This is a genomic window from Pseudovibrio exalbescens, assembly GCF_028737195.1.
GTDB classification, from domain to species: domain Bacteria; phylum Pseudomonadota; class Alphaproteobacteria; order Rhizobiales; family Stappiaceae; genus Pseudovibrio; species Pseudovibrio zosterae.
Genome location: NZ_JAQZAJ010000001.1, coordinates 384,279 through 407,357, shown reverse-complemented (window position 1 = coordinate 407,357; position 23,079 = coordinate 384,279). Strand labels below are relative to the sequence as shown.

Sequence of the window (23,079 nt, the reverse complement as noted above, 5' to 3'; positions counted from 1 at the left end):
GAACATGAGACCTGTGAGACCAAAAAAAAGTCTCACGAAAGTCTCACGCGTTCTTGCCCCGTTCATGGTTGTGGATCACGCTCCAACCGTTCAATAGCTTGTCTCAAGTATTTAATATCCGCCCGTATCTCAGCGAACAATTGAACCTGCACTACGCGCTCGCTGAGACGATCGCTTTCGGCCTGCTCAAGCTTGTCAATTCGACGAGTGTGCTCTGTGATTTTGGATTGTAACTGCCCCCATCCGAGAGCCATACCCACCAGCATGCCGCCAATGGTGATGATGTTCCCCAGCGAAATATCCATTCGAAGCCAGCCGCTACCTGAACCAGTCGCCATAAATAAACTCCCTTCAGGCCACGCCCTGCTTCTTCTCTGCACTACGCTGCCAGACATAGACACCTAGAACGGAGGTGCCACAGGCCAGATACGTTGTCAGATATCCGCCGATCAACCCAAGCGCCTGAATAGGATCGGCGCTGGTCGCAATCGCATAGACCAGGCAAAAGCCAAGCAGGCCATACACCATCCCGAAGATTAGGCCGAATACCGGCCGCCAAATTCGCGTCAGCAACCCACGGGCGTTTTGCTCCTTCTGCATGGTCTGGTTGATCGTATCGAGCATGGTCACCAGAAACTCTTTCTGGCTTGTCTCCACATAGCGAAGGCTCTCTGCAACGTCCTGCGGATCACGGTTGTACTTATTGGCAATCGCTTCAGGGGTACGCTCCACCCCGAGTGAATCAGCAATCAGCGTCACAACACCTGAAGCGATTTCGCCGGCGGGCGCGCCCAGGGCGCGGCCCACAACGTTGCGCAGCAATGGAACGCCAACTTCAGTCAGGATCGGAAGAAGAATGGAAAGGCTCATGGCTCACAACTCCTCGGCAAGTTCGGCCAAGCGCTGGCGATAGGCGGCCAGCCGACCAGAAGCAGACGCGCGCTTGTAGAGGTACACCCCGGCGGCCACCGCCAGTACCAATGCAATAAGCCAGATCGCGCCGCTTGAGCTGGCTGCATCCAGTTGCTCGGCACCAAGGCCGGCGCCAGTGGCCCCACTGCCCGCCCCGGCAGCGGCTTTGCCGCTCTGCTTTCTGCCCTTCTCCAGTTTTTGTGACGTACCGGCCATGTGGGCAGCCTTGGATTTAGCCGTGTAGCCCAGATCATCCAGCGCCATTTCAGTGGCCAGCACTTCGACCTTGGCAACACGGCGGCTCCAGCCTCGTTTGAAGGTGGACCAATGGGATAAACGTTGAAGAAACGAAAGGCGCTTGGCGCACATGGCGCGGATTACCTTTGTTGGCTCAAGGACCTCCCGAGCCTTTGAGACCGTTTGCGGCCCCACAATGCCATCGGCCGCCACACCGATTGACGCTTGAAGCCACTTGGCACCCCGGCTCACGCCTGAGTTGACAGCCCCGTCAAACGTTGCGAGATCCAGCCCGGGTGGAAGCAAGTCACCAGCAACACGGTCCCAATAGTCGTGCTTGTAAATGGCATAGACTTCCGCGTCTGTGATCTGTCGCACCGGGCGCGAGGGATAGCCCCGTGCCTTGCGGAACCTATCATAACTGCGTTGAATGACACCCCGATTTGTTGCACCGCCCGGGTCGCGCGGGTGGTTCACATAGCCTCCTTCAAAGCCAAGCACCACCTTCAATGATTTTTCAAAGCCACCAGCCATTATCGCCTCCTTGCTCCTCACAGCTTAGAGGCGCGCAAGCCGCGTCAATGGATCAGGAAGGCCACTCTATGACCGGTAACTCGGTCAAGAACTGCTCAACGGTTGGCCGGGCTCGTTTACCTGCTAGCACCTTGTCCAGTTCAGCGTAGGCATAGGCCCATACAGCGTCCCTCCAAGCGACAAACGCTTGAGCCTCTGCCGCCCACCTGGGGTTTGTTGATGCGGTGTAGGAAGCCAACGAGTTGCCGTGCATGTATCGCCTGGTTGCCGCAGCTTCATCAATCACCGCCTGAATGGCAGCCTCATAATCGGCTTCAGTTGGGGCTGGTGCTACATACGGCTGAATCTCGTTGCCGGCAGCAAGCCATTCCGCAACTTGTTCAGCACGCCAACCAACAATTGGATACGCACAAAACACCGTCTCACCGCTAGCATATGAAATCGCAACGCTCACCTGCTCCGACCCTGTAAACTGGATTGAGTTGAGAGGCATTGTTAGATCTCCGCATCTGCTGTGTAGTGGAAATGGTACAGGCGATCCTTAGCCCCTACATCAGCCCCACCGTAAAATTGTTGAGGAGTGACGCCGAATATACTGGCATCTAAATCAGAAGAAGATGATACATCTTCGATTTTACTCGCTACACCTGAGCCGGGGGAATAAATCGTAACATCTGGCGTCCGCACCAAAGGAGTAGGAAAATTAACAAGAACTCTGCGTCCAAAAGTACTTAACGCCAATGTGCTATCACCGGTGAAAAAACCAATCGCGCCTTTATTGGTTACTGAACCAGGAGCATCACCTTCTTGAAAACAGTATGACGAAGTGTAGTAAGGGAGGCACTTTTGTAACGTTTCTTCAAACGTCTCATAAGTGAAAGGTTGAAGATGACCACTCCAATCACCTTCGTAAAGCCCAAATTCTCCTAAGCGAAACGTATAAGGGTTTGTATTGTCGTCATTCTGCCAAAGTCTGACTGATACCGAAGATAGATCATTTACGATATCTGTAGTCTCTAATGCAGGAAGGTCGGTAACTAAGCTGATAACCTCCCAACTCGAAGGACCCTGAAAAGAAACTACTTCATCCCTAACCGTTCGTTGCGGGGTCTGGCTTTTAAAATCATACTTGAGCTCAAGGCGCATATCACGTGAGTTTGAGGCTGATTTGAACATTACAGTAACCCGCTTACCTGCGAGTTGCATCAAGTCTGGAATGTCTTGTCGCACCCCTAAGTACCGACCGGGCTGTGTCACATCGCACTTAAGGTATGATACAGGAGACGGATAAGTGTCATCTACGCGTGAGGCATTGTCTGTGAACGCACTTACTTGAGCAGCCCCCCCTGCGCCCGGCCAAAACTTCCATCTATCGGCAAAAAAAGCTTCAGAAGAAAAAGTTGCAACTCCAGGATTACGCTGATTTACCGTAAACCCTCCATTGATTACCCAATTCTTCGGCTTTGCCGCTTTCACCTGTGCCCAGGCGGCATCGCGCGCACTGATCGCTTCCGCCTTTGCAGTGTTGGCCTGCGTTGCAGAGGCCTGCGCAGCCCCGGCGGATCCGGCTGCCGCCTGCGCATGGCTTTGCGCCTGTGCCACCTCATCAGCCGTTGGGCCGGGCTTCGGCTCGCCAGCCTGGTCAAAAGCCAGCGTCCGCCCGGCCCGCGCAGATTTGCCAGGCAAGGTGCCGCCCTCTTCATCAAACCGGGCAACAAATGCGCGGCCACGCAAGTCCAGAAGGTCCCGCCCCAGTTCCTGCTCAACCATCACCCGGCGGTCCAGCTCACCATCGAGCAGCTTAGACGCGAACTTGCCACTTTGGGCAATTCCGGTCACGCGCTTCAGCGCCGCAGATCCCTCTACGCGGATCACATCGTTAGCCGCCGCCGGTGTAACCAGCACAATCTGCTGGCCCACGACTTCAAAATCATCTGGCTGAGACAGAAACAAAAACCCGTCTTCATCACCGCCAGCGCCGATGTAACGCGCCACGGCAACGTCCGCAGGATCCTGATAAGGAAAGGAAATGATGAAATCGGTTTGACCGGCGGCGGCCGTGTAATCCGCCCGCCGCACGTTTTCTGGAATGCGCTCTGACATGGCGTGCCTGTCCTGTTTAATCTCAAGCGCCATGCTGTCATGCCGGCCAGCCCGTCAATCGATCAGGGACGCACTCGCAGGCCCGGCACCGCCGGCTTTTCAGAGCGGCCGATTTTAAACCCGGCGAGTTCCGGCCCGCCCGCCTCGGCAACGACCTCAAGATCAACAGTCACCGCGTCGGTGCCATCCATCAACAGTCGTTTTTTCAACTCCGGCCAACTAAGGATCACTTGCTTTGCCGGCCACACCCGCGCCGTGGCAAACCTGTCTGCCAGTGCCTGGAACAGAACAGGCGAAAGGCCCTGTAGCTCCCGGTGATAGCTCGCCGTATCCATGGGCTTTTGATGCGCCCACCCCGGCACGCCAAGGGCAATCAGCGCATTGCGCGCCTCTGCCATCGCAAGCTCCTGGAGAATGTCATTGGCCGCGCCTCGATCGGCGGCGGAAAGCTCCTTAAAATCCGTTCGGGCAAAGGCGGAGGTGATATAGGGCCCGCGCAGCTCCTTGCGCAAGGCAGAAGCCGCCCGCATGACACTGCGCGCACGCACCATCGGATGCAGACGCCGCGCGCTTGCAGGCAGCATACTCGCCGTGACATAAGCCCGCTCGTTTTCTGTCAACTCGGCAAGATAAGCCGCAGCGCCAGCCGCATCACCGCCCTCCACTATGGCCCGATAGCTCTGAGCCACTTGCTCAAACCGTCCCCCTGTAGGAGCCATCAGATCCCAGAACTTACGAACATCTCGCGACCCCTTGGACGGGTCTTTGGCGATCCGCATTACAAACGGCATGTCATCCAGGCTGTTCCCCAGCCGCGTCTCATCGGTATACTCGTAAAGGGCGCTGAGACTTCGCCCCCAACTGCCAGAAAAGTTCAGTATAACCTGCTCGACAACGGCAGGAGACATATCAAGAGCAGCGCCCAGTTGTTTGGCAAACTTTCCCGTCCGCTCCGTATACTGTAAGGCAGGTTCCAGACCGCGCAGGTGAGCCGGCACGATTTCCCGATCGGTGAAAAAATCCTTGTTTGCGCGTACTTCAAAATAGGATCGAACGACCGGGTTACTTTCCATGATGTTTGGCGGCACCGCCACATGCATCAAGCCTTCAATCCAGCGCTCGGCCGCCGTTGGGTCTTGTTTGGCAAAAGCATCCCACGCCGCTTCGGCCGCGTTGATCACCGCCGCCATTTCAAATGGCTTGGGAATTGCAAACCACTCCTCACCAAACTTCAACATCCAGTGGGTGGCACGCGTATACTCGTGAAAGCCGCTGTATTTTTCATGCTTACTCATCAGGGCATGCAAGCCCATGCCGGCCACGGTCACGGCCGCCAGCCGTGCCCAGGCTTTGCTCGCCGTATTTAGCGCCCGCCCGTCTTCGGCGCTGACTATGTCACCCCGCATCTTGCGTACAAACGGCACCACCATGTGGCGCGCAAATTTGTCCGTGCCCTGCAAGGCCGCATTCAGGAAAGGCACCACGCGGTTAAGCCCGGTCATCTGGTGCCCGCGCCGGTCAAAATTGATGTGATCACGCGCGCGCCACACGGCCTCCAGCGCAGCCTCCATTTCGCTCAGCCCCCGCTTCATGGCCTCATTCTTGAAGGTGCGTGTCAGTCCCACTCGAACTGAAGTCTCGGACACTTCGGTGAGCTCAAGAAACGCCTTCCAGCTCGAAACCCGGCGCGCCAGCCAGCCTTTGGCGCGCAACGCATTCAAGTCGCGCTCCACCAACCCGTCGCGAACAGATGCCGAGTTAGCACCTCCCATGATACCGCCAAGCGCATTATACTCCTGCGCCATCTTGCTGTTACTCACCTCATCCCAAAAGCCCCGCCCGATGTTGCCAGCCATCCTCAGCGGGTCATCGTAGTAAACGAACGAGGTCATCAGATCTCGCACAACGTTGACGAGAATGAACATGGGGTGCGTGGTAATGCCTTGTCGCAGCACCAGAGCGGGTCCGGCCAACAACCGGGTAAACAAATGGCTTTGCTGCGGGCTCATCATGGAAAATGCCCCCATCATCTCTTGCCCGAACTGACCATCCGCCAGCCGCAAGGCTTTGATCTGGCCGCCCTCCCGGAAAAAGATGATGGGTTCGCCCTTGGCATTGGTTTGCTCTGGTCGGAACAAGGTGGCCTTTGCATCCCCCAGAACGCCCTCCATGCTGTCCGCCATCATCTCCACCTCGGCAGGTCTCAGGCCAGCACGTTCACCCGCGCTCTTGAGCGCTTCCAGTGGATCAACAACCAGTGCCCGGATTTCATGCGCGGGCACCAATTCGGCCACCCGGCCCGCTCCAGGGCCCGCCACCCGAGCCAGCTTTGCCAGTGCCTTCACCACATCGTTGCGAGCAATGGCCGCATTCGTCTCATAGACATCCGCCATGATGGTCTCCAGCGGATTGATCACGTCCCTGCTCGATCCCTTGAAACGCTTGTCGCCCAATGTCGCCGGCGCGGCTCCTTTCGCACCCCGGCCGCCACTACCAACCGGATCGCCATCATAGTCAAAAGCGCGCAATCCGGGCACATAGTCCCGGATCCGCAAGCCCGCCTCATATGTCTCCTTGTTGATCAGGCCCGAATCCAGCTTCTTTTTCCATAAGGCCCGCACGAACTCATAGACAATCTCGGCCGCCTCGATGAACTGCGGGCTGGCGGCTTCCGTTTCAGCGATGTTCGTAAGATGATCCCCCTTGCTCAGCTTGTCCGGGGGGTTAGGTATCTCGCCAGCCTCATATCGCTCCCATTCAAACACGACGCGCCGCGACCAAAGATAAGCGCCCAGGTTCGTCACCACGTCCTCATCGTACTTGGAAAAGCGGTTTTTACCCGGCCCATGCGCCACCGCAAGCGCATCATGCATACCGCGACTTTCAGGGGCGAGTGTTCGATAGCCATGCACCCCATACATCAAATCCATATGCCCGCGCTGCTGAGCGCCCCTCGTTAGATCGACAAGCTTGCCCGCATCGTCGGCCACCTTCAGGTCAAACACTTCTCCCGTATTGGCGTGGTGCATCCGCAACAACTCCCGCACCGCACGTTTGATGGGGTTAAAGTCATCCAGAACGGAACCATAGGCAGTGTAAAGCCGCTCGGCAATTGTGCCCCCTAGTCCATATCGTTTGATACTCTCGCTGAACTTTTTGAACGGTCCGGGCTTCTTGCTACTGACAATGGTTGCATCAACTACTTGAGAGCTGGGGGCAAAAATCCAGTCCTGGTAAGCAAGATAGATATCATCGATCTCGGCCTTAAGTGCCTTATCTTTTTTTGCAAGAAGGCTCTCGAAGCGGTTGAAAAGACTGGTAACTTTTTCTTTTAGGAACGCTCGGTTTGTCATGTAGAGACGGAAGAACTCGGCAAAGCCTTCCGTCAGTTTCAGCTCGTCAGGAACACCCGGATAGGCCAACCGTTCCAGCTCCAGCGGGTGGCGCTGAAACAGATCCAGGACATCTTCCTTGAAACGCTCCTCAATGTGGTGCCCCACCTCATGGGCAAAGGTGTCAAAGTCATCCTGGTGGCGGATGCGCACCACACCACTGCGCAGGTTGTAGGTTCCAAGCGGCTTGCCGCTCCCCGGCGCACGAGGGCCAAAGCGCCCTTGCCGCGTCGCGGTCAACTTCGTCACATCGCTCAACCGCTGCGCCAGATCAGAAACCCGGGCAAGTGCCTGCGGCTTGTTGACGGCCTGCGCGGTGGTCCGCCCCTGGTCCGGCCTACTTGGCTGGCCCAAGGCACCGGTCAACCGGGCCTTGGTTGTATCGCTCCCTCGATCACCACGTAAGGATCCGCCTTGGTCCGCGACTGGATCTTGTGATAATCTACTCTCCGGCGGCGAGGCAGAAGAAGAGTTCGTATCTGCCTGGTAACTGCGGTGGGACGTCGAATCTCCATCAGCACGCCGCTGCTTCCCTTTCTTTCGTGGCAGCGTGTTGTCGTAGGACGTGATGAGCCACACCTTGTCCCGTCCATCATACTGAAGATTGACAATGGACCGATACTTGTCGTTCTTGAGCTTAACCCGCCCGCCATCATTGTAGTAAACCTCACTACCAGCGACGATCTCAGGCAAGTCATCGACAACCTCAGGATGTTTGTCCTTCAACTTTTTGAGGCCAAACCCCTTGTCCACCTCCGCATCATAATAGCCCCACATCAAATCAATCGGCCCAACCTCCGGATGCTGCAGCGCCCCGCGCGCCTCACCGCTTTCCATCTCCGAAAGGCGGGCAACAAGCCCCTGCCAATTGCCCGCATAGGCCTTGGCATCAATCACAGGACCAAACGGCCCATCAGTCAGCACATCCTCTGGCTTGGCCGCAGGTGGCTCCGCCATGGCCTTCACTTCGGGCTGTGCAAGACCAACCTCCTCAAACAACTGATCCCCCAGCGCCTTTGGAGTACCGTCCTCTGAGCGGGGGGCGTCTGGCACAGGTGCCTCTTCATCAAAAAACCTGAACCCGCGTGCAATGCGTTCCTCGGCAGGCAACGCCTCAGCCTTGGCGGATGCGGCAATGGAAACACCCCGATCAGGTGCGGGCCGTGGCCGCAGGGTCACATCAAGCGGCTGGCGGGGCGATGCGGTTGTGCCCTCCTCTGGCACGGATTGCCGCACGCTGGCATCCAGTGGCGTACGCTGCGCGGGCAGCGCCTCTGCGCCTTTTTCCAGTTGCCCGGCTACCGCCTCAACCTTGGCTGGAGTGCCCGCAGGGCTGCGGCTCACAGCTCCAAAGGCACCACCTGCCACAGAGCCCAGTGCAGTTGAAGCGGCAAGATCAGTGGCGGAAAATCCTTCCCGATAACCTGAACCCACTTCCATTCCCTGGATCGCACTGTCAACAGCCAGGTTGGTTATGCCAGCATCCACGGCTCCGGCAAAAATGCGGGCGCGCAACGTGTTGTAACCAACCTGGCCGCCGCGCAACATCTTGGCTCCAAGCCCCACAGGAATAAAGTTTTCGACCGCAAGCGCCGATCCCGCCAACTGTCCGGACAGCGCCGTCAGGCCTTCAATAAACCCGTCCCATGCCTCAAACCCGGCATACTCGTCATCAAACTGGGCCCGCTCCTCCGGAAACTGTGTATCCACCGCAGCACCGGCCAGCGTGTTGTAGCGTTGGCCGGCCTCAAAGTTGATCGCAAAGCGATCCGCCAGCGAACGCCGGGGGCCGGCACGCAGGGCGTGACCAAAGGCAACCGGCGAACCGGTCTTGCCCGCTTCCAAAAGTTCATCAATCTGGCTTTGAATGTCATCGGCGGCCACGGCCATACTCCTTTGCAAGTTCATCAGCTGGAATGAAGGTCGCCCCGTTGCGGCCCCTTACGGTCAGGCCGCCCTGCTCAACTGGCGCACCCATGCTCTGTGAAACGTCAAAGCGGCCCAACACGTCGGCAGCAGCCCCTTCTCCAAAAATACCGTCAAATGCCTGAGAGGCTTGTGGGTTGGCCAAAAGCCACTCCACATGGCCGGTTGTCATGGCAACCGGATCGGTCGCCTTCTGCTCGGCCGGTACATCCACACCGCCACCCGTGCGCATGAACCGGCTGTCCATGAGTGACCGGCTTTCCTTTTCGGTCGACTGTTGCGGTGCCGAGCGCTCACCCGTCACACCGGCCACACCAAGGCCAATCACCCCGCGCTGTAATCGGCTATCAAACTTGACGGGGCCCGCATCCTCATCGACCGTCGGGGCATTGCCATATGCGGCCTCAGCACGGGCCGCCTCGACGGCATCAGCAACACTTTCGACTTCCGTCATGCCGGGCACTCTTCCACGCGCCAGCATGCTCGCCACACCGCCAATAAGCCTGGTCCCGCTCTCTGAGAAGTTGTAGGAAGCCGAGAGCTGTTCAGTAACGCGCGCAGCATGGGCCCCAAAGCGGTCCGTCATCATCTCGGCGTATTCCTGCAGCACCGATTGCCGGTCATCATTAAGCCCACTCTTGGCGTCCAGAAACGGCAACATGGTGTTCAAGAACAACAATCGCTCTTGCCGTATCTCGCGCTTCGTCAGGGGCTGCTGGCTGATACGGGCGAGGCCAATTGCCCCTTGTGCATCCAGGCGCGCCTCAATCAGCCTTTGCATCGCCTCCGGATCAGAGCGATCCGTTTCCTTGTCCAGTTGTTCAAGTTCGGGAAAGGCTTCAGAGGCCGCTAGCGCCGGATCGTTTTTGCGCAGCTTGAGGATATCGCCGGCCGCATCTGCCACATCATCATAAAGCGCCGCCTGGCTTTCATAGTCGGGAGAACCCGCCTGCGGCTCCAATGCATCCACCCGCGCCAGAACTTCGTCTTCAGGAAGCTGCGCCATGCTTTGGGTGGCATCATGAAACGCGGCAGCCTGTTTACGCTCAGCAAGCCACTTCAGCGTATCCTTTTCGCTTAGCAACGCCGAAACATGGTCAACGTTCAGCGCGTCACCACCATAAGAAACCGACGCTCCGGTCTCCCGGATTGAGGCTACATCACTATCCACCAGCCGCTTCATGCGCACGGCCGCAAGATTGGTCTCGCTCTTCTTGGCGCTGATCTCCGCCCGCGCCGCTCTGGCGATCTCTCCGGACAGGGTGCGCACCCCGTCCATATCAAGGTCCGCCACCGGACCCTCGCCGCTGGCCCAGGCATCCATCAGACCGTCCGCATAAGCCAGCCGCTCCTCGGCACTTTCCAGCGTATCGGCAACACCGCGCACCTGCGCCCGTGCTGAAACCTCGGTCATCTTCGCCCGCGTGCGCTGCGCCTCCACTGCACTCACGGCCCCGGTTGCTTCGGCCTGCTCCAAAATGCCGGCAAGACTTGCCAGCCGCGTTTCCAGCGCAGCCTGCCCTTCAGGGTCACTTGCCGCCAGATAGGCCTCTCGCTGGAGCGCGGTCAGGCCCGTATCAAGCGCCGCATTGGCATCTGCCCGCTGCTCATCCAGCAGCGCCTTGGCCGCCGCCTTGTCCGCACCGCGCTCGTATACACCCCGCCGCTTGGCAAAGGTCTTTTGTGCAAGCGCCTGTAACTCCGGATCATCAAAGGCCGCCAGCGTGCCACTCTCGATTTCCTCGAAAGCCTCACGCAGTGCCGCCGGATCATCCTTGTGCGCCTCATAGGCCTGAGACAGCGCGCCATCGATGTCCGAAGTCAATCGCCACGAAAACTGCGAAAGTGCGGCCCGGTCATAGGCATCGCCGGCCGCCGTCCCATCGCGCCGCAGGGCAAGACTGGTGTCCGCCTGGGCCACCTTCAGTCCCATCTTTTTTGCCGCCCAACCGCGCACCTCTCCGGCCGTCTTGCCAGGCAAAATACTCGGGTTTGCATTCAGCATGCGCTGCGCCTGTTTCACGCCAACAGCACGGGAAAGCGCGTCAACAACGGGCTCATCCGGGCTTGCCCCCAAAACAGCCTTGGCCCCGCCCGGTCCAAGAAAATACCCCAGGTACACATCACCATCTGTTGGGCTATGGCCCGCCGCCTTCAACTGCTCCGTGATCGATGACAGATATCCGCCCGCCAATTCGCGGGACAGTGCGCCATCCGTGCGCAGCGCCAACAGTTCGTCATCCCCCTTGCCTTTTGCTAGGTCCGGCCGTTGGCGCCGAATCTCTTGCAGCCAGGTGCTGGCAATAAACTGACCCAGCCCCGTGGCTGATGATCTGGGGTTCTTGGCAGTCGTGTTGCCACCGCTCTCAACGCCAACAACTTTGTCAACGAGCGAAGCGTTGACCACCGCTTCCGGCCCCTGATAGGCAACGGCAGTGCGCGCAGAAAGCCCAGCCTCAAGCCCGGCTTCACTGGCTTGGTGAACGGCCTGCTTTTTTGCAATCTGCCCCAACTGGTTTGAAAGGCCCGCCGTTGCCGAAGCAAAACGGCTCCACCCGTCCGCTGCCGCATTGGTACTCACCGCCGCCCCCGGCTTGGCGCTCACCTGTCCCTGCCCACGAAACTCCCGCAACTTGCCGGGAGACTGCGCCCGATAGTTCACCATTCCTGATTACCCCGCCAAACTGATGCCTGTTGAAACACCCGAGCCAACCGCCGACAGCAGGCCGCTGCGCCGGGTCGAACCGGCAACACGTCGATAGCCGGCTGCCCGCGCCTTCTGGATCGCCACGCGGGCGTCCGTATCCGCGCGGTCAATGCTGATTTCCTGTGAAGCGCGTTCTTCCAGTTTCTGCCGATTGTCGGCAGCGATACCGCTGGAAAGATCGATGCCCGCCGCCGCAAATCGCACGTCGTTGTCACCAAGAGCCTTGGCCAGTTCCCGCTTTAGATTGGTCGTGCGTTGATACCCTTTGGTTGCCTCATCAACCGCGGCCCGGTCCGCGTCCTGCGCCTGCATCTCCAGTTGGTCCGCCTTGGCATTTGTGGCTGCCATCGACCCAAGAACCGAAGCCACGCCCGCCACGCCTGAAAGTACCTGCGTTGCCGTGATACCCGTTCCAAACAGGCCAGCCCCGGCACTTGCGGCAGCGCCGGCACCAGCTGCAGCACCGGCCCCCGCACCACCACCGAAAAACGACCCAATGGCCGATAACGCCAGTTCCATCTGCGCCCCCTTTTAAAGATCCGCTTCCAGCGTAATCGACCGCACCGTGAGGCGGCCGGGCCGCACCTGGGTGATTTCAACCGTAGGCTCATCCGTGTAGCCAGGCAGCCCGCGCAACGGGATTACGCCAGTAAAGCCTAAGGCCAGTTCAGGTACGTCAACCGGTGAACCAAACCGGCGCAGCGGAATATCCCAAACACGATCCGCCACCCGCACCGCCAGACTGGTGGTATCAACCACCGAAACCCAGAGTGAGTGGATACGCCCCTTGCGCCGCACCACCATGCCGCCCCCTACGTCTCGTGGCAGCGGCAGGGTTTGGACCCGTGGCGGGCTCCAACGCCCAATCGTGAGGTTGGAAGACGCCACCGGCAGGCGGATCTTTCCCGCATCAACGACAAACGGGCCGAAGACATTGCCATCAGCCAGACACCAAACCTCCTCGCCTTCGTATTGGGACAAGCCGGTTACATCCTCACTGGCTGGCGACAGGGTCAGGTCCACAGCATCATCAAGCAGCAACCCACGCTCGAAGCGCTCCAGCGCCCGCGCCGGCTGCCCGGCCACCGTGCGCTCGGTTACCGCCATCAACTCATTGCGCCCGTTGACCGCCACTGCTTTCGTCAGCATGCCGCTCACCCGTGTGAACGCAGTCACATCCTGTTCCCGCAGCAAGTGCCCAAAGCGCAGATTGCCGCTCGTTTCACAGACCGCCAAAAGGTTCGCATCGTTGGAAAACCGGGACCGGCGCAGCGCCATATCCTGAATGCCGTTAAACAAATGCGCCGCAAGCAGGCTGATCGGCATGGCGACAAAGTTGCCGTCAACATCCGTGTATCGAAACTCGGAAATCACGCCTGCATTCTTGTGAGAGAAGATCGCCGCCCCTTCGTTCTCAACAATAGGCACACCCGGCGCAGCCCCGTGGGTCGAAGACTTCACCAGCACCGGCGCACTGGTTTTCGACAAGGCCCGATCAGACAGCCAGTATTCCCCTTGTGTTGTAAAAAGCAGCATGTTGCGGCCCGCTACAATGCGCTCCACCGCTTCACCTCCCGGCGTATCCGTGATCACCAGGAACGCGCCGTTGGCTTCATCCAAACGATCATCAAAATTCCAGTAGTCGCCGGAAACACTTGCCATCCAGGCATTGGGCAAACTCTTGAAACCGCCCACCAACAGCCGCTGCTGGTAGAACGTCCCGCAGCGCGGCCAACCCCGCGCCTCCGAAATAACCGGTTCACCCGGCGCAACACCCACGGTTTTCTTGTAGGCCACAATGGCAGCATCCGCCTTGTTGATGGATCGGCCAGACACCGCCCAGCCATCCCCTTCATTGCCATCGCCGGAAAACTTGATGCTGATGCGATTGCCGCTGGTCTTGGTCACCGTAATGCCATCGCGCACACTGGGCAGGTCCTGCACGGCCGCCTCAATTTCCGTTCGGGCATTGTCGATGCTGGAATACGTCATCGACCGGGTTTCTTCACCGGATACCGTCAGCTGAAACACCGTAGAGCTGCCCAGCCCAACAAACTCCAGTTCCCATTCCGCCGGCGTGCCATTGGTGTAGGTGTCGCCATAATCAAAGGTCGGCAGATTGCGAAACGGCAGCTCGCCGATTTCCCAGGTCGAAGTGCCCTTGTGTATGACCCTGCGCGGCTTAACGTCCATGTGAAACAGCAACAACGTATCCAGTTGCTGCGCATAATTGAGCTCACGCACCTGCGCTTCCGTGTAAGGCAAAGTCAGGCTGTCAACTTGTGCGCCGTTCAGATAAACCCGCAATAGCCCGGCAGAGAGCAACAGGTCATAGGCTGTTCCATCGCTGGCAACAAACGAGATCTCTCTGGCAGCATCACCGGGGAGAGCTGCAATGCGTCGTGTTCCGTGGCGGACCGAAAACCCGCCTTGCGGGGCCACTTCCACGTTTTCCATCAACCGGGCACCAGAGCCAAAATACTTCAGCTCGGTACGATCATGCAGCAAAACGTCCAGTTCGCCGCTGGTATAAGTTGCCTGAAGGCGTCCAGGGTTTGCCACCATGTCAGCCTCCCCGGTAATGAGCGGTCAACGGGTTGCCGGCATACCGCAGTTTCTTTGGCGGTGTGGCAATACTGTCCGCACGGATCGCCACCCCGATGACACCACCGCGCATTTGCTCTGACGGACTGCCATAGACATCCCGGCGCAAGTCGTTGCGTTTGCCGCTGTTGGCTGCAATAGCCATGATCAGTTCGGCAGCCACTGCCAGTGTTGCCGCCTCCAAAAATGCTGTAGGCCAGCGCTGCGGCTCCGGACGCACCGAGACAAGAGCGTAGAGTTCTGACGGATCTGCATGCAGGTAATCGCCCTGGAGGGCATAGTCCGTGAACACATCATCAACCAGCCGAGCCGATTGGGTTACCCGCTCTGGCGGCCCCAGCCTGTCCGGAGGCAATTGGAAGACATGGTTGTACCCGGTGTAGGGCGTGACACCATGCAAGCGCGAAAGCTGGCGCGTTTCCCTAGCAAAGCTCCACGGGTGAAGGCCCAGCAGAAACTCCACAACGCCATCATAAACATACTGAGCACTTTCCCCGCCGGGGAGGTCCTCGTTAAGGCTCTGAAACGGCTCAAGCCCAACACGGGCACAGGCACGGTTCACCACCACAAGGTCGGTCAGAACACTCATTTGATTTTCTCTCTCAGAAACAAAAACGGCCCGGGGCGCCAGATCCCCGAGCCGTCCGTAGCCGCAGCGCGGGCCTTGGCACCCGAACTGGCGGCAATCAGGTAACGTTCTGCGGTGCAATGGTGACCGAGCTTGCCGAGACGGCGGTCACCACGTAGTGACGCAGCACTGGCGTGGCGTCCACATCGCAGGTCACCATCAGCTGATCGCCTTTGGTCATCCATTCGGCAAAATCGTTGAAGTAGCCCGCAGCACCTACAGTCGCCAGATTGTCTGCGGTCACGTAGCCCCACAGATTGCGGACACTGCCCGGCCCTACGCCGGCAACACCCACGTGGGTAATCTTGTTCAAGCCCTTGAGCTGAGCCATGACGGTTCTCTCCTGATCGAAAAAGGACTACGCGGCACAGGGCGCGCCGCGTCTGGTATTAGGAAACAGTCAGTGCGCTGTTGGTCTTGAAGCGCCCGCGTACAAGACCCTGAGGCAGGATCACGGCCGCCGCGCCTTCGCTTTCCATGCGCATTGACCAGGCACCCAAGTCATTCTCCCAATCCCAATGCGAAAACAGCTCTTCGTTGTTCGCCCAGCCAGCGGCATTCATGTGCCACATGACGAGGTCCACGCTGCTATCTCCGGCAGGCTGCTGGAAGTATTCAGAAGGAGCCTTGAACCAGTTGACACCATTCCACTTCTTGGCCTTGGTCACCTTGGTGAAGGAAAGATCATCACCAACCCACTCAGCAGAGTTGAACTGTTTGTAGGTCATGGCGATATTCCAGAAGCGGCTCGGAAGCGGGCAATAGATGTTACCATCATCCGGCACTTCGGCCTCAGACAAGGCCCCGGACATCTTCAGCATGGCTTCAAGGGTAAAGTCAGCGGTAGTTCCGCCAACCATGCCAGGCATCTCGTTGGCCGCCAAATTTGGCGTCAATCCGCTTCCTACAGGCGCAGCCGTCGAGGCCTTGGCGTAGAGCGCCTGCATGATCTCATGATCCGTGCCACGTCCCAATGCCTTGGCCCCGGCAAGAGCAAGGTTCTCACGTTCGTTCACGTTGGTTCGCGACAGATCGTATTTGTAGACGTAGTCGAAGACTTCCCAGGTCTCCAGAACAGCTTCGGCCCGGCTGCGCTCCGCGTTGGCTGGCGTCGCCTTCTGGCCGCGCACCTTCTTGTTGGCAGCCATCTTGCCGAAAATCGGGAAATAGGCCTTGGTCCCTTCAATCTTTTCCGCCGGCATGACCGTGCTTTTCAGCAGGAAGCCCTCGGACTGGTAAAGGTGATAGGCGCGGGAGTTATACTGCTCTACAAAATGCTTGTCGGCTTGCATCGACATGATCAGCGTTCCTCAAGTCAGACCGTTAGTCCGGTCGAATCTTCAAAATCGCCAGTCACCGAAGGGCCGCGCCTGGCACAGGCCGGTCAAAACCGGGAGCCGCGCCAGCCACAGGTTCAAATCTCTGGCTGACCTCCAAGCTAAGGCCAGCCGCACCCCGTCAACCGTAAAGCCGTCGATACGCCTCGTCATACTGTTTGCGCAGTTGCGGATCGTAGTCTTTCGAACGCGGGTTGATCCGGTCATCCCTGTCCAGCTTTTTAAGGTCCTCGATAGACAGCGCCCCGGGTGATGCCGTCTTGCCACCTTCTGCCACGGTCAGGCCGCGCTCACTCATCAAGCTTTTCAGGCTGTGAAGGAAAGCATTGCCCCCGGCAAGATCGGTAAGATCAGACAGGAACGAAGCCGCCGGACCTTGCAGCCCCAGTTGCCCGGCAAGGTTTTGCGCAAACACCTCGTTTTCCAGCACCACCTTCTCCAGGTCCTTGGGTGAGGTCGTACCCAGCATCTGGCCAAGACTGTCCAGCTCGGCCGCTGGATTGTAAGGCGGATCGATCTGCCCCTCATCGATCAGCTTGGCAAAGGTATCGTTCACGAACCCCTGGAACTGATCATTGGACAGACCGTGTTTGTGCGCCGCTTCCCGTGCCTGGAGAAACAACGGGTCCTGATCAAGATCGCCAAAGAACCCTTGCAGCGGCTCGGCCGGGGAGAACTCATAAGCCTCGGCTTTTTCCGGCGGCTTGGGCGCACCGGTTTCCCGCAGCCCCTGATAGGCCTTGTAGAGATTGGAAATCGTATCCTGATCCGTCTCTCCAAGAAAATGCTGGGGCAGATCCGGAAGACCGCCACCCTGTTCAGCACCGCCCGGCTCACCTGCGCCAGAAGCGCCAGTTGCGCCAGTTGCGCCACCCGCTTGGTTTTCTGTGTCTGATCCGGTCTGTTCCGGCTGCAAGTTGTTCGCCCCATCGCTCATCACTCAGTTCCTTTTCTGGCGTATGGTCCCGGCCCACTTCGGCCAGATCCTTCAAAATCGTGGCAACCACCGCGTTCTGCCCTTCGCGAAATGCGCCGTGCGCATAGGCCTGCAACGGGTCCACCCCAAACTGTGTCTGGAAAGTCGTGCGGCGCAGTGTGCCGTTCAAAAGCTCTTCAAGAACCAGCCGGCCGTCCTCAGTCGAGAACACCGCAGCAAGCGCGGCCAGATAGCGGGCCCGCCGTTCGTGGGCCGCCCGCTCCTCCTGGGCACTGCGTTCCTTGGCTTGCGGGTCCGCCGCAAAGCGCCCCATCAGCTTTTCAATGCCGCCCCAGTCATCACGCTGCAGGTTGGCCATCAGCGCCTGAATACTTTGCCCGTTGCTCATGCACCTGCCCCCGTCAATGCGGCCATAGCCTCAGGATTTTCCGCGCCCAATGTGGCAGCCGCCTGCGCGGCCATCATCGCCGTTTCTTGCTGTTCCATTTGCTCCCGCTGTTCAGCGGTCACGATCATCTCTTCTGGCACGCCCATTTCGCGGCCCACATGGATCAAGGCATCCAGGAGGTGCACCGCCTTTCGGGCATCCTGCTGCAGGATCGCCATGCACATCTCGATCCATTGAACGAGCTTTTGCATCTTCTCCGCCGCCCGCGCCGTCGCCAGAGGACTGGTAACCTTGACCTTAACCAGCACCTGATCAATCTCCGGAGCATCGGAAATAAGCTGCATGTTGTAGGCGATCTCAATCAGTCGGCGGGCAACCGGCACAATGATCTCCAGCACAAGCCGGCCAAACGCCCCGGTATGATCAGAGGCAAGACGCTTAACGCGCTCCAAGATCTCTGTGGCGCTGCGCACCGCCGCACCATCCGGCGGTAAGGCCTGATCCATCATGGTGGTTTGCACCCCCATGCGCAGGTCCTGCAGCACGATGTTATTGAGATCGAGGCGCGGATCAGGGAACCGTTGCACAGAAGGTCCCAACACGCCCCCGTTACGCGCCACTTTCCAGAATGAGCCCGGCTCCATATCGGCCATATCCGGATTGAACACCCCGTCATCAACGGCGGTGTAGATCCCGAGCAAGGCAATCGCAGCGCCCTGAAGCGTCAGACGTTGCGCGGTATTCAGCGTTTTGATGGAAGGCATGGCAAGGTTCACCGGGCCCCGGCCATAAACTTCGCCTGGGACGCGGAAATAACGTGGTGTGATCCAAGGCGATGTCCGATATTCCTTCTCGGCAATCACCTTTTCCTTGTCGCACTCCGCATGCGCATAGAACATCCAGCGCTTCTTTTTCGGATCCCAAACACAGTCCTGATGGAACTTGATCAATTGCTCCGGATCATCCTTCTTGCGCCGCTTGAACTCCGCGCCAAAGTTGCCATCCGGGAACATTTCCTCAATCTGCCGGAGGCTCCACTTGCGACACCAGAACACGCCAGCCACATCGCCATACGGCCCCGGCTCCAGCAAGATTTCGTCAATAGGCACCGCAATGAAACGCGCCGGCCGAAAGTCCCGGTCGCCTTCCAGGATCAACATGGCCCCAGTGCCGGCGGAAAGGTCCAAGGCCATTTCGATGAAGGCATTATCGAACTCGCCGTTCGAAGCCAGGCCGAGACAAACCTTGGAGATCCTTTCCAGCGCCGGTGCCAGTTCATCCTTCATTTTCTGAGGCAGCACATCTCCTGGCGCCAACTGAAACATTTCCGAGCCGATCAGGTCCTGCCAGAGCTTGCCGGAAAAACGGAACGCAGAAACGATCGCGGTCTGGTCAAAGGCCTTGTCAACACGTGCCTCGCCCTTGCCGCTCTCACCCGTTGCCGCACTACGCCGATAGGGAATGGCATAATCAAACGCCTCATCCCGCAAGGGCTTGTGCTGCTCATATTCCTGTTGGGCTATCTTCCGGCGCGCAGCCAGGCTTTTGAGAATAGTCATCAATCAATCAGCCCATCTTCGCTCTGCCATTGGTGTAGCCAATGAACTGCAACAAGCGCCGCCCGCGCTTTGCATTGCCGCCGCCTCCAGAACGCGCCCGCGATTGATCCAGTTGTGACTGTTGTTTTACGTGGCTGGCCAATTGCCGGCGCTGTGCTGCAGCAGCATCATCCGCCTGTTGTTTGCGCAAGGCGGCAGCACGATCTGCAACACCGTCTGCAGCCCAACGGTTGTGGTCGGAAACCGCCTTGTCGATGGAGGATTGCCCGCCGGTTGGCGGCGGCAGTGTGGTGGACGGCACATCCTTGAGCTTGTCGTAGACACCACGACCACCGCCATATCCACGTGGCCGGCCTAGCGTGGTTGATGGAACAGTTTTCAGCCTTGTGTAGACACTCATATCTTCACCTCTCCTCAGGATCTCAGCCCAGCATTTCCTCACCGGCTCCGCCGCCGATGTAGGTCAACAACTTGCGACCACGCTTGCCGCCGCCCTTGCTGCTGGAGGCCTTTGCCTTTTCCTGGTCCATTTCCGCCGCCTGACTGGCAAGCGCCGCAAGCTGCCGGCGTTGCGCCCGCTCCGCTTCCTGCTGTTGAAGCCTCATGGCTTCCTTGTTGCTGCCGCCTCCGAACATCCCCGACATATCCAAACCTCCATGCCATCGCGTTTCCCGGCCCGTTCAAACCCGATCAGGCGCGCAAGACGCGCACCAGCGGACGATCGCACCAATGCATAGTGCTCAGCATAGGGAGAGCGGGAGAGCGTCAACCGTGTGGCCCTGGCAACAGCAACCAGCCCGGAAGCGGCCTTGGGCCCAGGCATGAACCACACTTCAGCCAAATCCAGCGAAACCGGTACAATACCGGCACAGGCAATCACGGCGTCATTTTGCTTGAGAGAGAACGAGGAACCGATGGCCAGCTGATGCTTGATCAGCTTCCAATCAATCTGGCGACACGACCCAACACACTGGGCCATGTCGAAATATGAGGCGGGAGAATGCAGCTCTGTCATACCCCGCAGGATAAGCGTGCCATGGCCGGGTCAATGGATAAGACAGAAGGGCGAGGCCAGTATACCCACTACCCTTTATCGAAAGCGGAAAATTCGTGGAAGCGCTCTGTTGAAGAGAGACGAGCCTCATTCGCGTGCTCAATACCCGCCGCTGTCAGCGCTGCCCCTTGATTGCCGGGTCCAAACAAGTGAGGAATTTCATGCTAAGAATCTCCCCCAAAAACGGTTTAAGCGACTTTTCTTCGCTCTAATTCGCTGGGGACGTTTAAATTTTCAGAAGCAATTAGCAATTCATTGCCAACACGTTTGGTTTGTACAGAGTAATTTACATCAAACGAATATTGCCTCATATGATTATACAGCTCCTGTATTTCAGGGGTGTTATCGTAGGTAACAATCCATGGCTTTTCGAGATCAAGTACTGTTTTAGCCAGCAAAGCGTGATCATCTGGTTTGTAGAAACTCGTGTATAGGCTTGATCCCTTTTTGTAATATGGAGGGTCGATACAAAAGAAAGTCTTTTCCGGCGTAATTTTCTGAGATTCTTTTATGAATTCCAACGCATCTAATCTGTATAAATGAATTCGACGTTTGTATTTTGCGACGCGACGAATGCGTCTTTCAAGGTCATCTTTATTGAATCGGCAATCCATCTTGTAATTACCTGTCTGATTCAGTCCTCCGATGACGCCAGCGTCTTTAATAATTCCGGATCGGTTAGTCCTATTTAAATAGAATGTAGCAAATCCAAGTGAAACGGGATCACTTACGTCTTGACTAGAATATACTTCCTTTTGTCTTCTCCACTCATCAATTGACATTTCTGCAGTGTTTATGCGCTCACATAGCTCTTCTGTCTCCGACAGAACGGAGTACCAGAAAGACCAAATTGAAGCGTCAATGTCATTTACATGGATTTCGCTGACAAATGACGCATATAGTAGGGATAGCGCTAACCCACAGCCACCCGCGTATGGCTCTGCATAACTGCGGTGCCGCAAGCTATTTATCTTGAGCAAATTGCTAACTAAGGGCAGAAGGCAAGATTTCCCGCCCGGATATCTAAGAGGAGACGACGACTTACTCATTACTGTTAATTTCTTTTAATTGCTCCAAAATTAACGGGGTTATAACTGTCCAATCGTTAACAAGTTGGCGATAGTCGAAATGCGCCGATTTGGCATCGTGTTTCGTATTATTTCCTGCCTTGGATAGTCGATCCAGAACATTATTGATTGTCTTGGCAGCGTCGCCTTTCGCAACACCGAGTCGACTAATTTCACCAGCTTTCCAGAAGTGAACGAATGACCTGTCGTCGCTTGCACCAGCAAGAGCGGCCAGGCTGTCAAGGAATGACCACACGCCAACAGCAACTAACGGCGCGTGCTTTTGAGCGTTCACCGTGCAAATAGACCAATGCAACTCCAACAGCTTTTCCGACCCTAATTTCTCAAGGGAATTTGCGATATCCTGCGACCATGCCAAATTGTAGCTGCGTTTTGCGGGGCGAGGTCGGCTTGGCTTTTTCGCCTCGGTGGCATCTGAATCGGATGTGGAAGTATCGTCATCACCACCGTGGCCGGTGGCATCTGAATCGGATTTGGAAGTATCGTAATCACTTTGAGAAAATAGTATTTCAGAATCATCAATCCGATCATGGCTAAGCCCGTCGAGATTCTGAAGTTGATGTGCGAAGGAGTCGATTTTTTCTTTTTTTGCTTGGGAGCCAAGTGACTTCGTCTTGGTTTCTTCCAAAAGCTCACCTAGGACGAGATCGAAATCTGCTTTGTAACGATTTCGTCTCAGTTCCTCAGGGCCGTCTTCGGTTTTTAAGCCCAAGACGTCCCGGATGAGAGGATTCCCGACAAGCCTCGCCATATGCGATATCCGGCCGGATCGTTCTTCTGCCGTCAACATGCCTTCGGCTTGAGCATAATCCAAAAGCGACTGCGCTACAGCGTTGCGTCCACCCCCGGTGAAACGCGTTTTTTGTTCGGATTTCCAAGGCATCCTGCCTCGGCCATTCTGGGCGCCATCATGAATTCGCATCAACCAGTGACGTCTTCGGGCTTCATCAGTAATTACGACGACGTCCAATTCGGTAATGGGCGTCCACTGTTTCGCATAAACTTCGATTTTTTTTCGGATCGAGGCCGGAGCAAGATCTGGATCATTGAGTAGTTTTAGCGCGCAGACACGACGATTTCCCTCCGCGACAATGAAAGTAGCGTCATCTTCTGCATCGTCTTCATCTAGCGGGATGATGATCAGCCTTTCGGCTGGATTCACACCATGCTCGGATATATCGCGCGCCAATTGTTCAATGTTTTCCGTGTTACACAACCGAGCAATAGCTGCAGCTTCACTATCTACTTCTTCGTGTCTTGGGTTATCAGTTGCTAATATCAATTGATCTACGGCAATAGTCGTCTTTTTTTCGCTCATCGAGAACTCAACTTGTCAAACATATTTCAGAAAAGTAATTTAAGCTCCCCCTCGGAACATCAAAAGCGAGTTTGCATTATAGGTATCATTTTTCCAAATCTTTTCTTTAGGTTGCGATGTCCGAACTTTGTCACGCATCCTGCCACAAACACGGCCGCACTATCGTGAACCAAGCCTGTAGTATCGAACATGGAAGCCCCATTGCGCGTTTGAGGACCGGCCGTCGGAAGCGCTGTCAAATTTGCTTATGGGTATCCCCTTTTGAGTGGTGGCGCGGCAACCGACTAATCGCAGATAACATCCCCAATCCCCGGTTTATCAGCCATCCGCCGGTTACAGACTCGGCGGGCAATTC

General features: G+C 57.2%; 20 protein-coding genes. All 20 read right to left on the bottom strand.

Annotated features, from left to right (window positions below):
- Positions 1-62: 62 nt before the first annotated feature.
- Positions 63-338, bottom strand: a complete 276-nt coding sequence (locus PUV47_RS02045; RefSeq protein ID WP_274216781.1) for a hypothetical protein — start codon at positions 336-338, stop codon at positions 63-65.
- Positions 339-351: 13 nt separating this feature from the next.
- Positions 352-870, bottom strand: coding sequence for a hypothetical protein (locus PUV47_RS02040; RefSeq protein ID WP_274216780.1), 519 nt, complete (start codon positions 868-870; stop codon positions 352-354).
- 3 nt (positions 871-873) lie between these two features.
- Positions 874-1,683 carry a glycoside hydrolase family 108 protein gene (locus PUV47_RS02035; RefSeq protein WP_274216779.1) on the bottom strand — a complete coding sequence of 270 codons (810 nt, stop codon included), beginning with the start codon at positions 1,681-1,683 and terminating at the stop codon, positions 874-876.
- Between the two features lie 52 nt (positions 1,684-1,735).
- Positions 1,736-2,176, bottom strand: coding sequence for a hypothetical protein (locus PUV47_RS02030; protein ID WP_274216778.1), 441 nt, complete (start codon positions 2,174-2,176; stop codon positions 1,736-1,738).
- Between the two features lie 2 nt (positions 2,177-2,178).
- Positions 2,179-3,786 (bottom strand): hypothetical protein, encoded by a 1,608-nt coding sequence (locus PUV47_RS02025; protein WP_274216777.1) that lies wholly within the window; start codon positions 3,784-3,786, stop codon positions 2,179-2,181.
- Positions 3,787-3,848: 62 nt separating this feature from the next.
- On the bottom strand, positions 3,849-9,062 hold the full coding sequence (locus tag PUV47_RS02020) for an LPD38 domain-containing protein (RefSeq protein ID WP_274216776.1): 5,214 nt from the start codon (positions 9,060-9,062) through the stop codon (positions 3,849-3,851).
- The gene (locus PUV47_RS02015) at positions 9,049-11,769 is read right to left on the bottom strand and encodes a hypothetical protein (protein ID WP_274216775.1); all 2,721 of its coding nucleotides are present in this window, start codon (positions 11,767-11,769) and stop codon (positions 9,049-9,051) included. The genes PUV47_RS02020 and PUV47_RS02015 overlap by 14 nt, the downstream gene beginning before the upstream one ends.
- 6 nt (positions 11,770-11,775) lie before the next feature.
- Entirely contained in the window at positions 11,776-12,330 is a 555-nt protein-coding gene (locus PUV47_RS02010; protein ID WP_274216774.1) for a hypothetical protein, read from the bottom strand.
- Between the two features lie 12 nt (positions 12,331-12,342).
- Entirely contained in the window at positions 12,343-14,376 is a 2,034-nt protein-coding gene (locus PUV47_RS02005) for a hypothetical protein (RefSeq protein WP_274216773.1), read from the bottom strand.
- Position 14,377: 1 nt separating this feature from the next.
- A complete protein-coding gene (locus PUV47_RS02000) occupies positions 14,378-15,004 on the bottom strand; it encodes a hypothetical protein (protein ID WP_274216772.1) in 627 nt (208 codons plus the stop codon).
- Positions 15,005-15,101: 97 nt separating this feature from the next.
- A complete protein-coding gene (locus PUV47_RS01995) occupies positions 15,102-15,374 on the bottom strand; it encodes a hypothetical protein (RefSeq protein WP_274216771.1) in 273 nt (90 codons plus the stop codon).
- A gap of 58 nt (positions 15,375-15,432) precedes the next feature.
- On the bottom strand, positions 15,433-16,341 hold the full coding sequence (locus tag PUV47_RS01990; RefSeq protein WP_274216770.1) for a phage capsid protein: 909 nt from the start codon (positions 16,339-16,341) through the stop codon (positions 15,433-15,435).
- A gap of 160 nt (positions 16,342-16,501) precedes the next feature.
- Positions 16,502-17,317 carry a hypothetical protein gene (locus PUV47_RS01985; RefSeq protein WP_274216769.1) on the bottom strand — a complete coding sequence of 272 codons (816 nt, stop codon included), beginning with the start codon at positions 17,315-17,317 and terminating at the stop codon, positions 16,502-16,504.
- Positions 17,214-17,705: a hypothetical protein gene (locus PUV47_RS01980; protein ID WP_274216768.1), complete on the bottom strand. Its 492-nt coding sequence runs from the start codon at positions 17,703-17,705 to the stop codon at positions 17,214-17,216. Before PUV47_RS01980 ends, PUV47_RS01985 begins: the two co-directional genes overlap by 104 nt.
- The gene (locus PUV47_RS01975) at positions 17,702-19,264 is read right to left on the bottom strand and encodes a portal protein (protein ID WP_274216767.1); all 1,563 of its coding nucleotides are present in this window, start codon (positions 19,262-19,264) and stop codon (positions 17,702-17,704) included. The genes PUV47_RS01980 and PUV47_RS01975 overlap by 4 nt, the downstream gene beginning before the upstream one ends.
- 7 nt (positions 19,265-19,271) lie before the next feature.
- Positions 19,272-19,664, bottom strand: coding sequence for a hypothetical protein (locus PUV47_RS01970; RefSeq protein WP_274216766.1), 393 nt, complete (start codon positions 19,662-19,664; stop codon positions 19,272-19,274).
- 22 nt (positions 19,665-19,686) lie between these two features.
- Positions 19,687-19,869 (bottom strand): hypothetical protein, encoded by a 183-nt coding sequence (locus PUV47_RS01965; RefSeq protein WP_274216765.1) that lies wholly within the window; start codon positions 19,867-19,869, stop codon positions 19,687-19,689.
- On the bottom strand, positions 19,866-20,279 hold the full coding sequence (locus PUV47_RS01960; RefSeq protein ID WP_274216764.1) for a hypothetical protein: 414 nt from the start codon (positions 20,277-20,279) through the stop codon (positions 19,866-19,868). Before PUV47_RS01960 ends, PUV47_RS01965 begins: the two co-directional genes overlap by 4 nt.
- 227 nt (positions 20,280-20,506) lie before the next feature.
- Positions 20,507-21,367, bottom strand: a complete 861-nt coding sequence (locus PUV47_RS01955) for a DNA adenine methylase (protein ID WP_274216763.1) — start codon at positions 21,365-21,367, stop codon at positions 20,507-20,509.
- Positions 21,360-22,724 carry a hypothetical protein gene (locus PUV47_RS01950; RefSeq protein ID WP_274216762.1) on the bottom strand — a complete coding sequence of 455 codons (1,365 nt, stop codon included), beginning with the start codon at positions 22,722-22,724 and terminating at the stop codon, positions 21,360-21,362. The genes PUV47_RS01955 and PUV47_RS01950 overlap by 8 nt, the downstream gene beginning before the upstream one ends.
- Between the last annotated feature and the right edge of the window lie 355 nt (positions 22,725-23,079).

Excerpts from the sequence above, each read along its gene's own strand:
- PUV47_RS01975 (WP_274216767.1), bottom strand. The coding sequence starts at position 19,264 with ATGACTATTCTCAAAAGCCTGGCTGCGCGCCGGAAGATAGCCCAACAG.
- PUV47_RS01965 (WP_274216765.1), bottom strand. The coding sequence starts at position 19,869 with ATGAGGCTTCAACAGCAGGAAGCGGAGCGGGCGCAACGCCGGCAGCTT.
- PUV47_RS01970 (WP_274216766.1), bottom strand. The coding sequence starts at position 19,664 with ATGAGTGTCTACACAAGGCTGAAAACTGTTCCATCAACCACGCTAGGC.
- PUV47_RS01990 (WP_274216770.1), bottom strand. The coding sequence starts at position 16,341 with ATGTCGATGCAAGCCGACAAGCATTTTGTAGAGCAGTATAACTCCCGC.
- PUV47_RS01985 (WP_274216769.1), bottom strand. The coding sequence starts at position 17,317 with ATGAGCGATGGGGCGAACAACTTGCAGCCGGAACAGACCGGATCAGAC.
- PUV47_RS01960 (WP_274216764.1), bottom strand. The coding sequence starts at position 20,279 with ATGACAGAGCTGCATTCTCCCGCCTCATATTTCGACATGGCCCAGTGT.
- PUV47_RS02035 (WP_274216779.1), bottom strand. The coding sequence starts at position 1,683 with ATGGCTGGTGGCTTTGAAAAATCATTGAAGGTGGTGCTTGGCTTTGAA.
- PUV47_RS02025 (WP_274216777.1), bottom strand. The coding sequence starts at position 3,786 with ATGTCAGAGCGCATTCCAGAAAACGTGCGGCGGGCGGATTACACGGCC.
- PUV47_RS02010 (WP_274216774.1), bottom strand. The coding sequence starts at position 12,330 with ATGGAACTGGCGTTATCGGCCATTGGGTCGTTTTTCGGTGGTGGTGCG.
- PUV47_RS02015 (WP_274216775.1), bottom strand. The coding sequence starts at position 11,769 with ATGGTGAACTATCGGGCGCAGTCTCCCGGCAAGTTGCGGGAGTTTCGT.
- PUV47_RS01950 (WP_274216762.1), bottom strand. The coding sequence starts at position 22,724 with ATGAGCGAAAAAAAGACGACTATTGCCGTAGATCAATTGATATTAGCA.
- PUV47_RS02040 (WP_274216780.1), bottom strand. The coding sequence starts at position 870 with ATGAGCCTTTCCATTCTTCTTCCGATCCTGACTGAAGTTGGCGTTCCA.
- PUV47_RS02030 (WP_274216778.1), bottom strand. The coding sequence starts at position 2,176 with ATGCCTCTCAACTCAATCCAGTTTACAGGGTCGGAGCAGGTGAGCGTT.
- PUV47_RS01980 (WP_274216768.1), bottom strand. The coding sequence starts at position 17,705 with ATGAGCAACGGGCAAAGTATTCAGGCGCTGATGGCCAACCTGCAGCGT.
- PUV47_RS01955 (WP_274216763.1), bottom strand. The coding sequence starts at position 21,367 with ATGAGTAAGTCGTCGTCTCCTCTTAGATATCCGGGCGGGAAATCTTGC.
- PUV47_RS02045 (WP_274216781.1), bottom strand. The coding sequence starts at position 338 with ATGGCGACTGGTTCAGGTAGCGGCTGGCTTCGAATGGATATTTCGCTG.
- PUV47_RS01995 (WP_274216771.1), bottom strand. The coding sequence starts at position 15,374 with ATGGCTCAGCTCAAGGGCTTGAACAAGATTACCCACGTGGGTGTTGCC.
- PUV47_RS02000 (WP_274216772.1), bottom strand. The coding sequence starts at position 15,004 with ATGAGTGTTCTGACCGACCTTGTGGTGGTGAACCGTGCCTGTGCCCGT.
- PUV47_RS02005 (WP_274216773.1), bottom strand. The coding sequence starts at position 14,376 with ATGGTGGCAAACCCTGGACGCCTTCAGGCAACTTATACCAGCGGCGAA.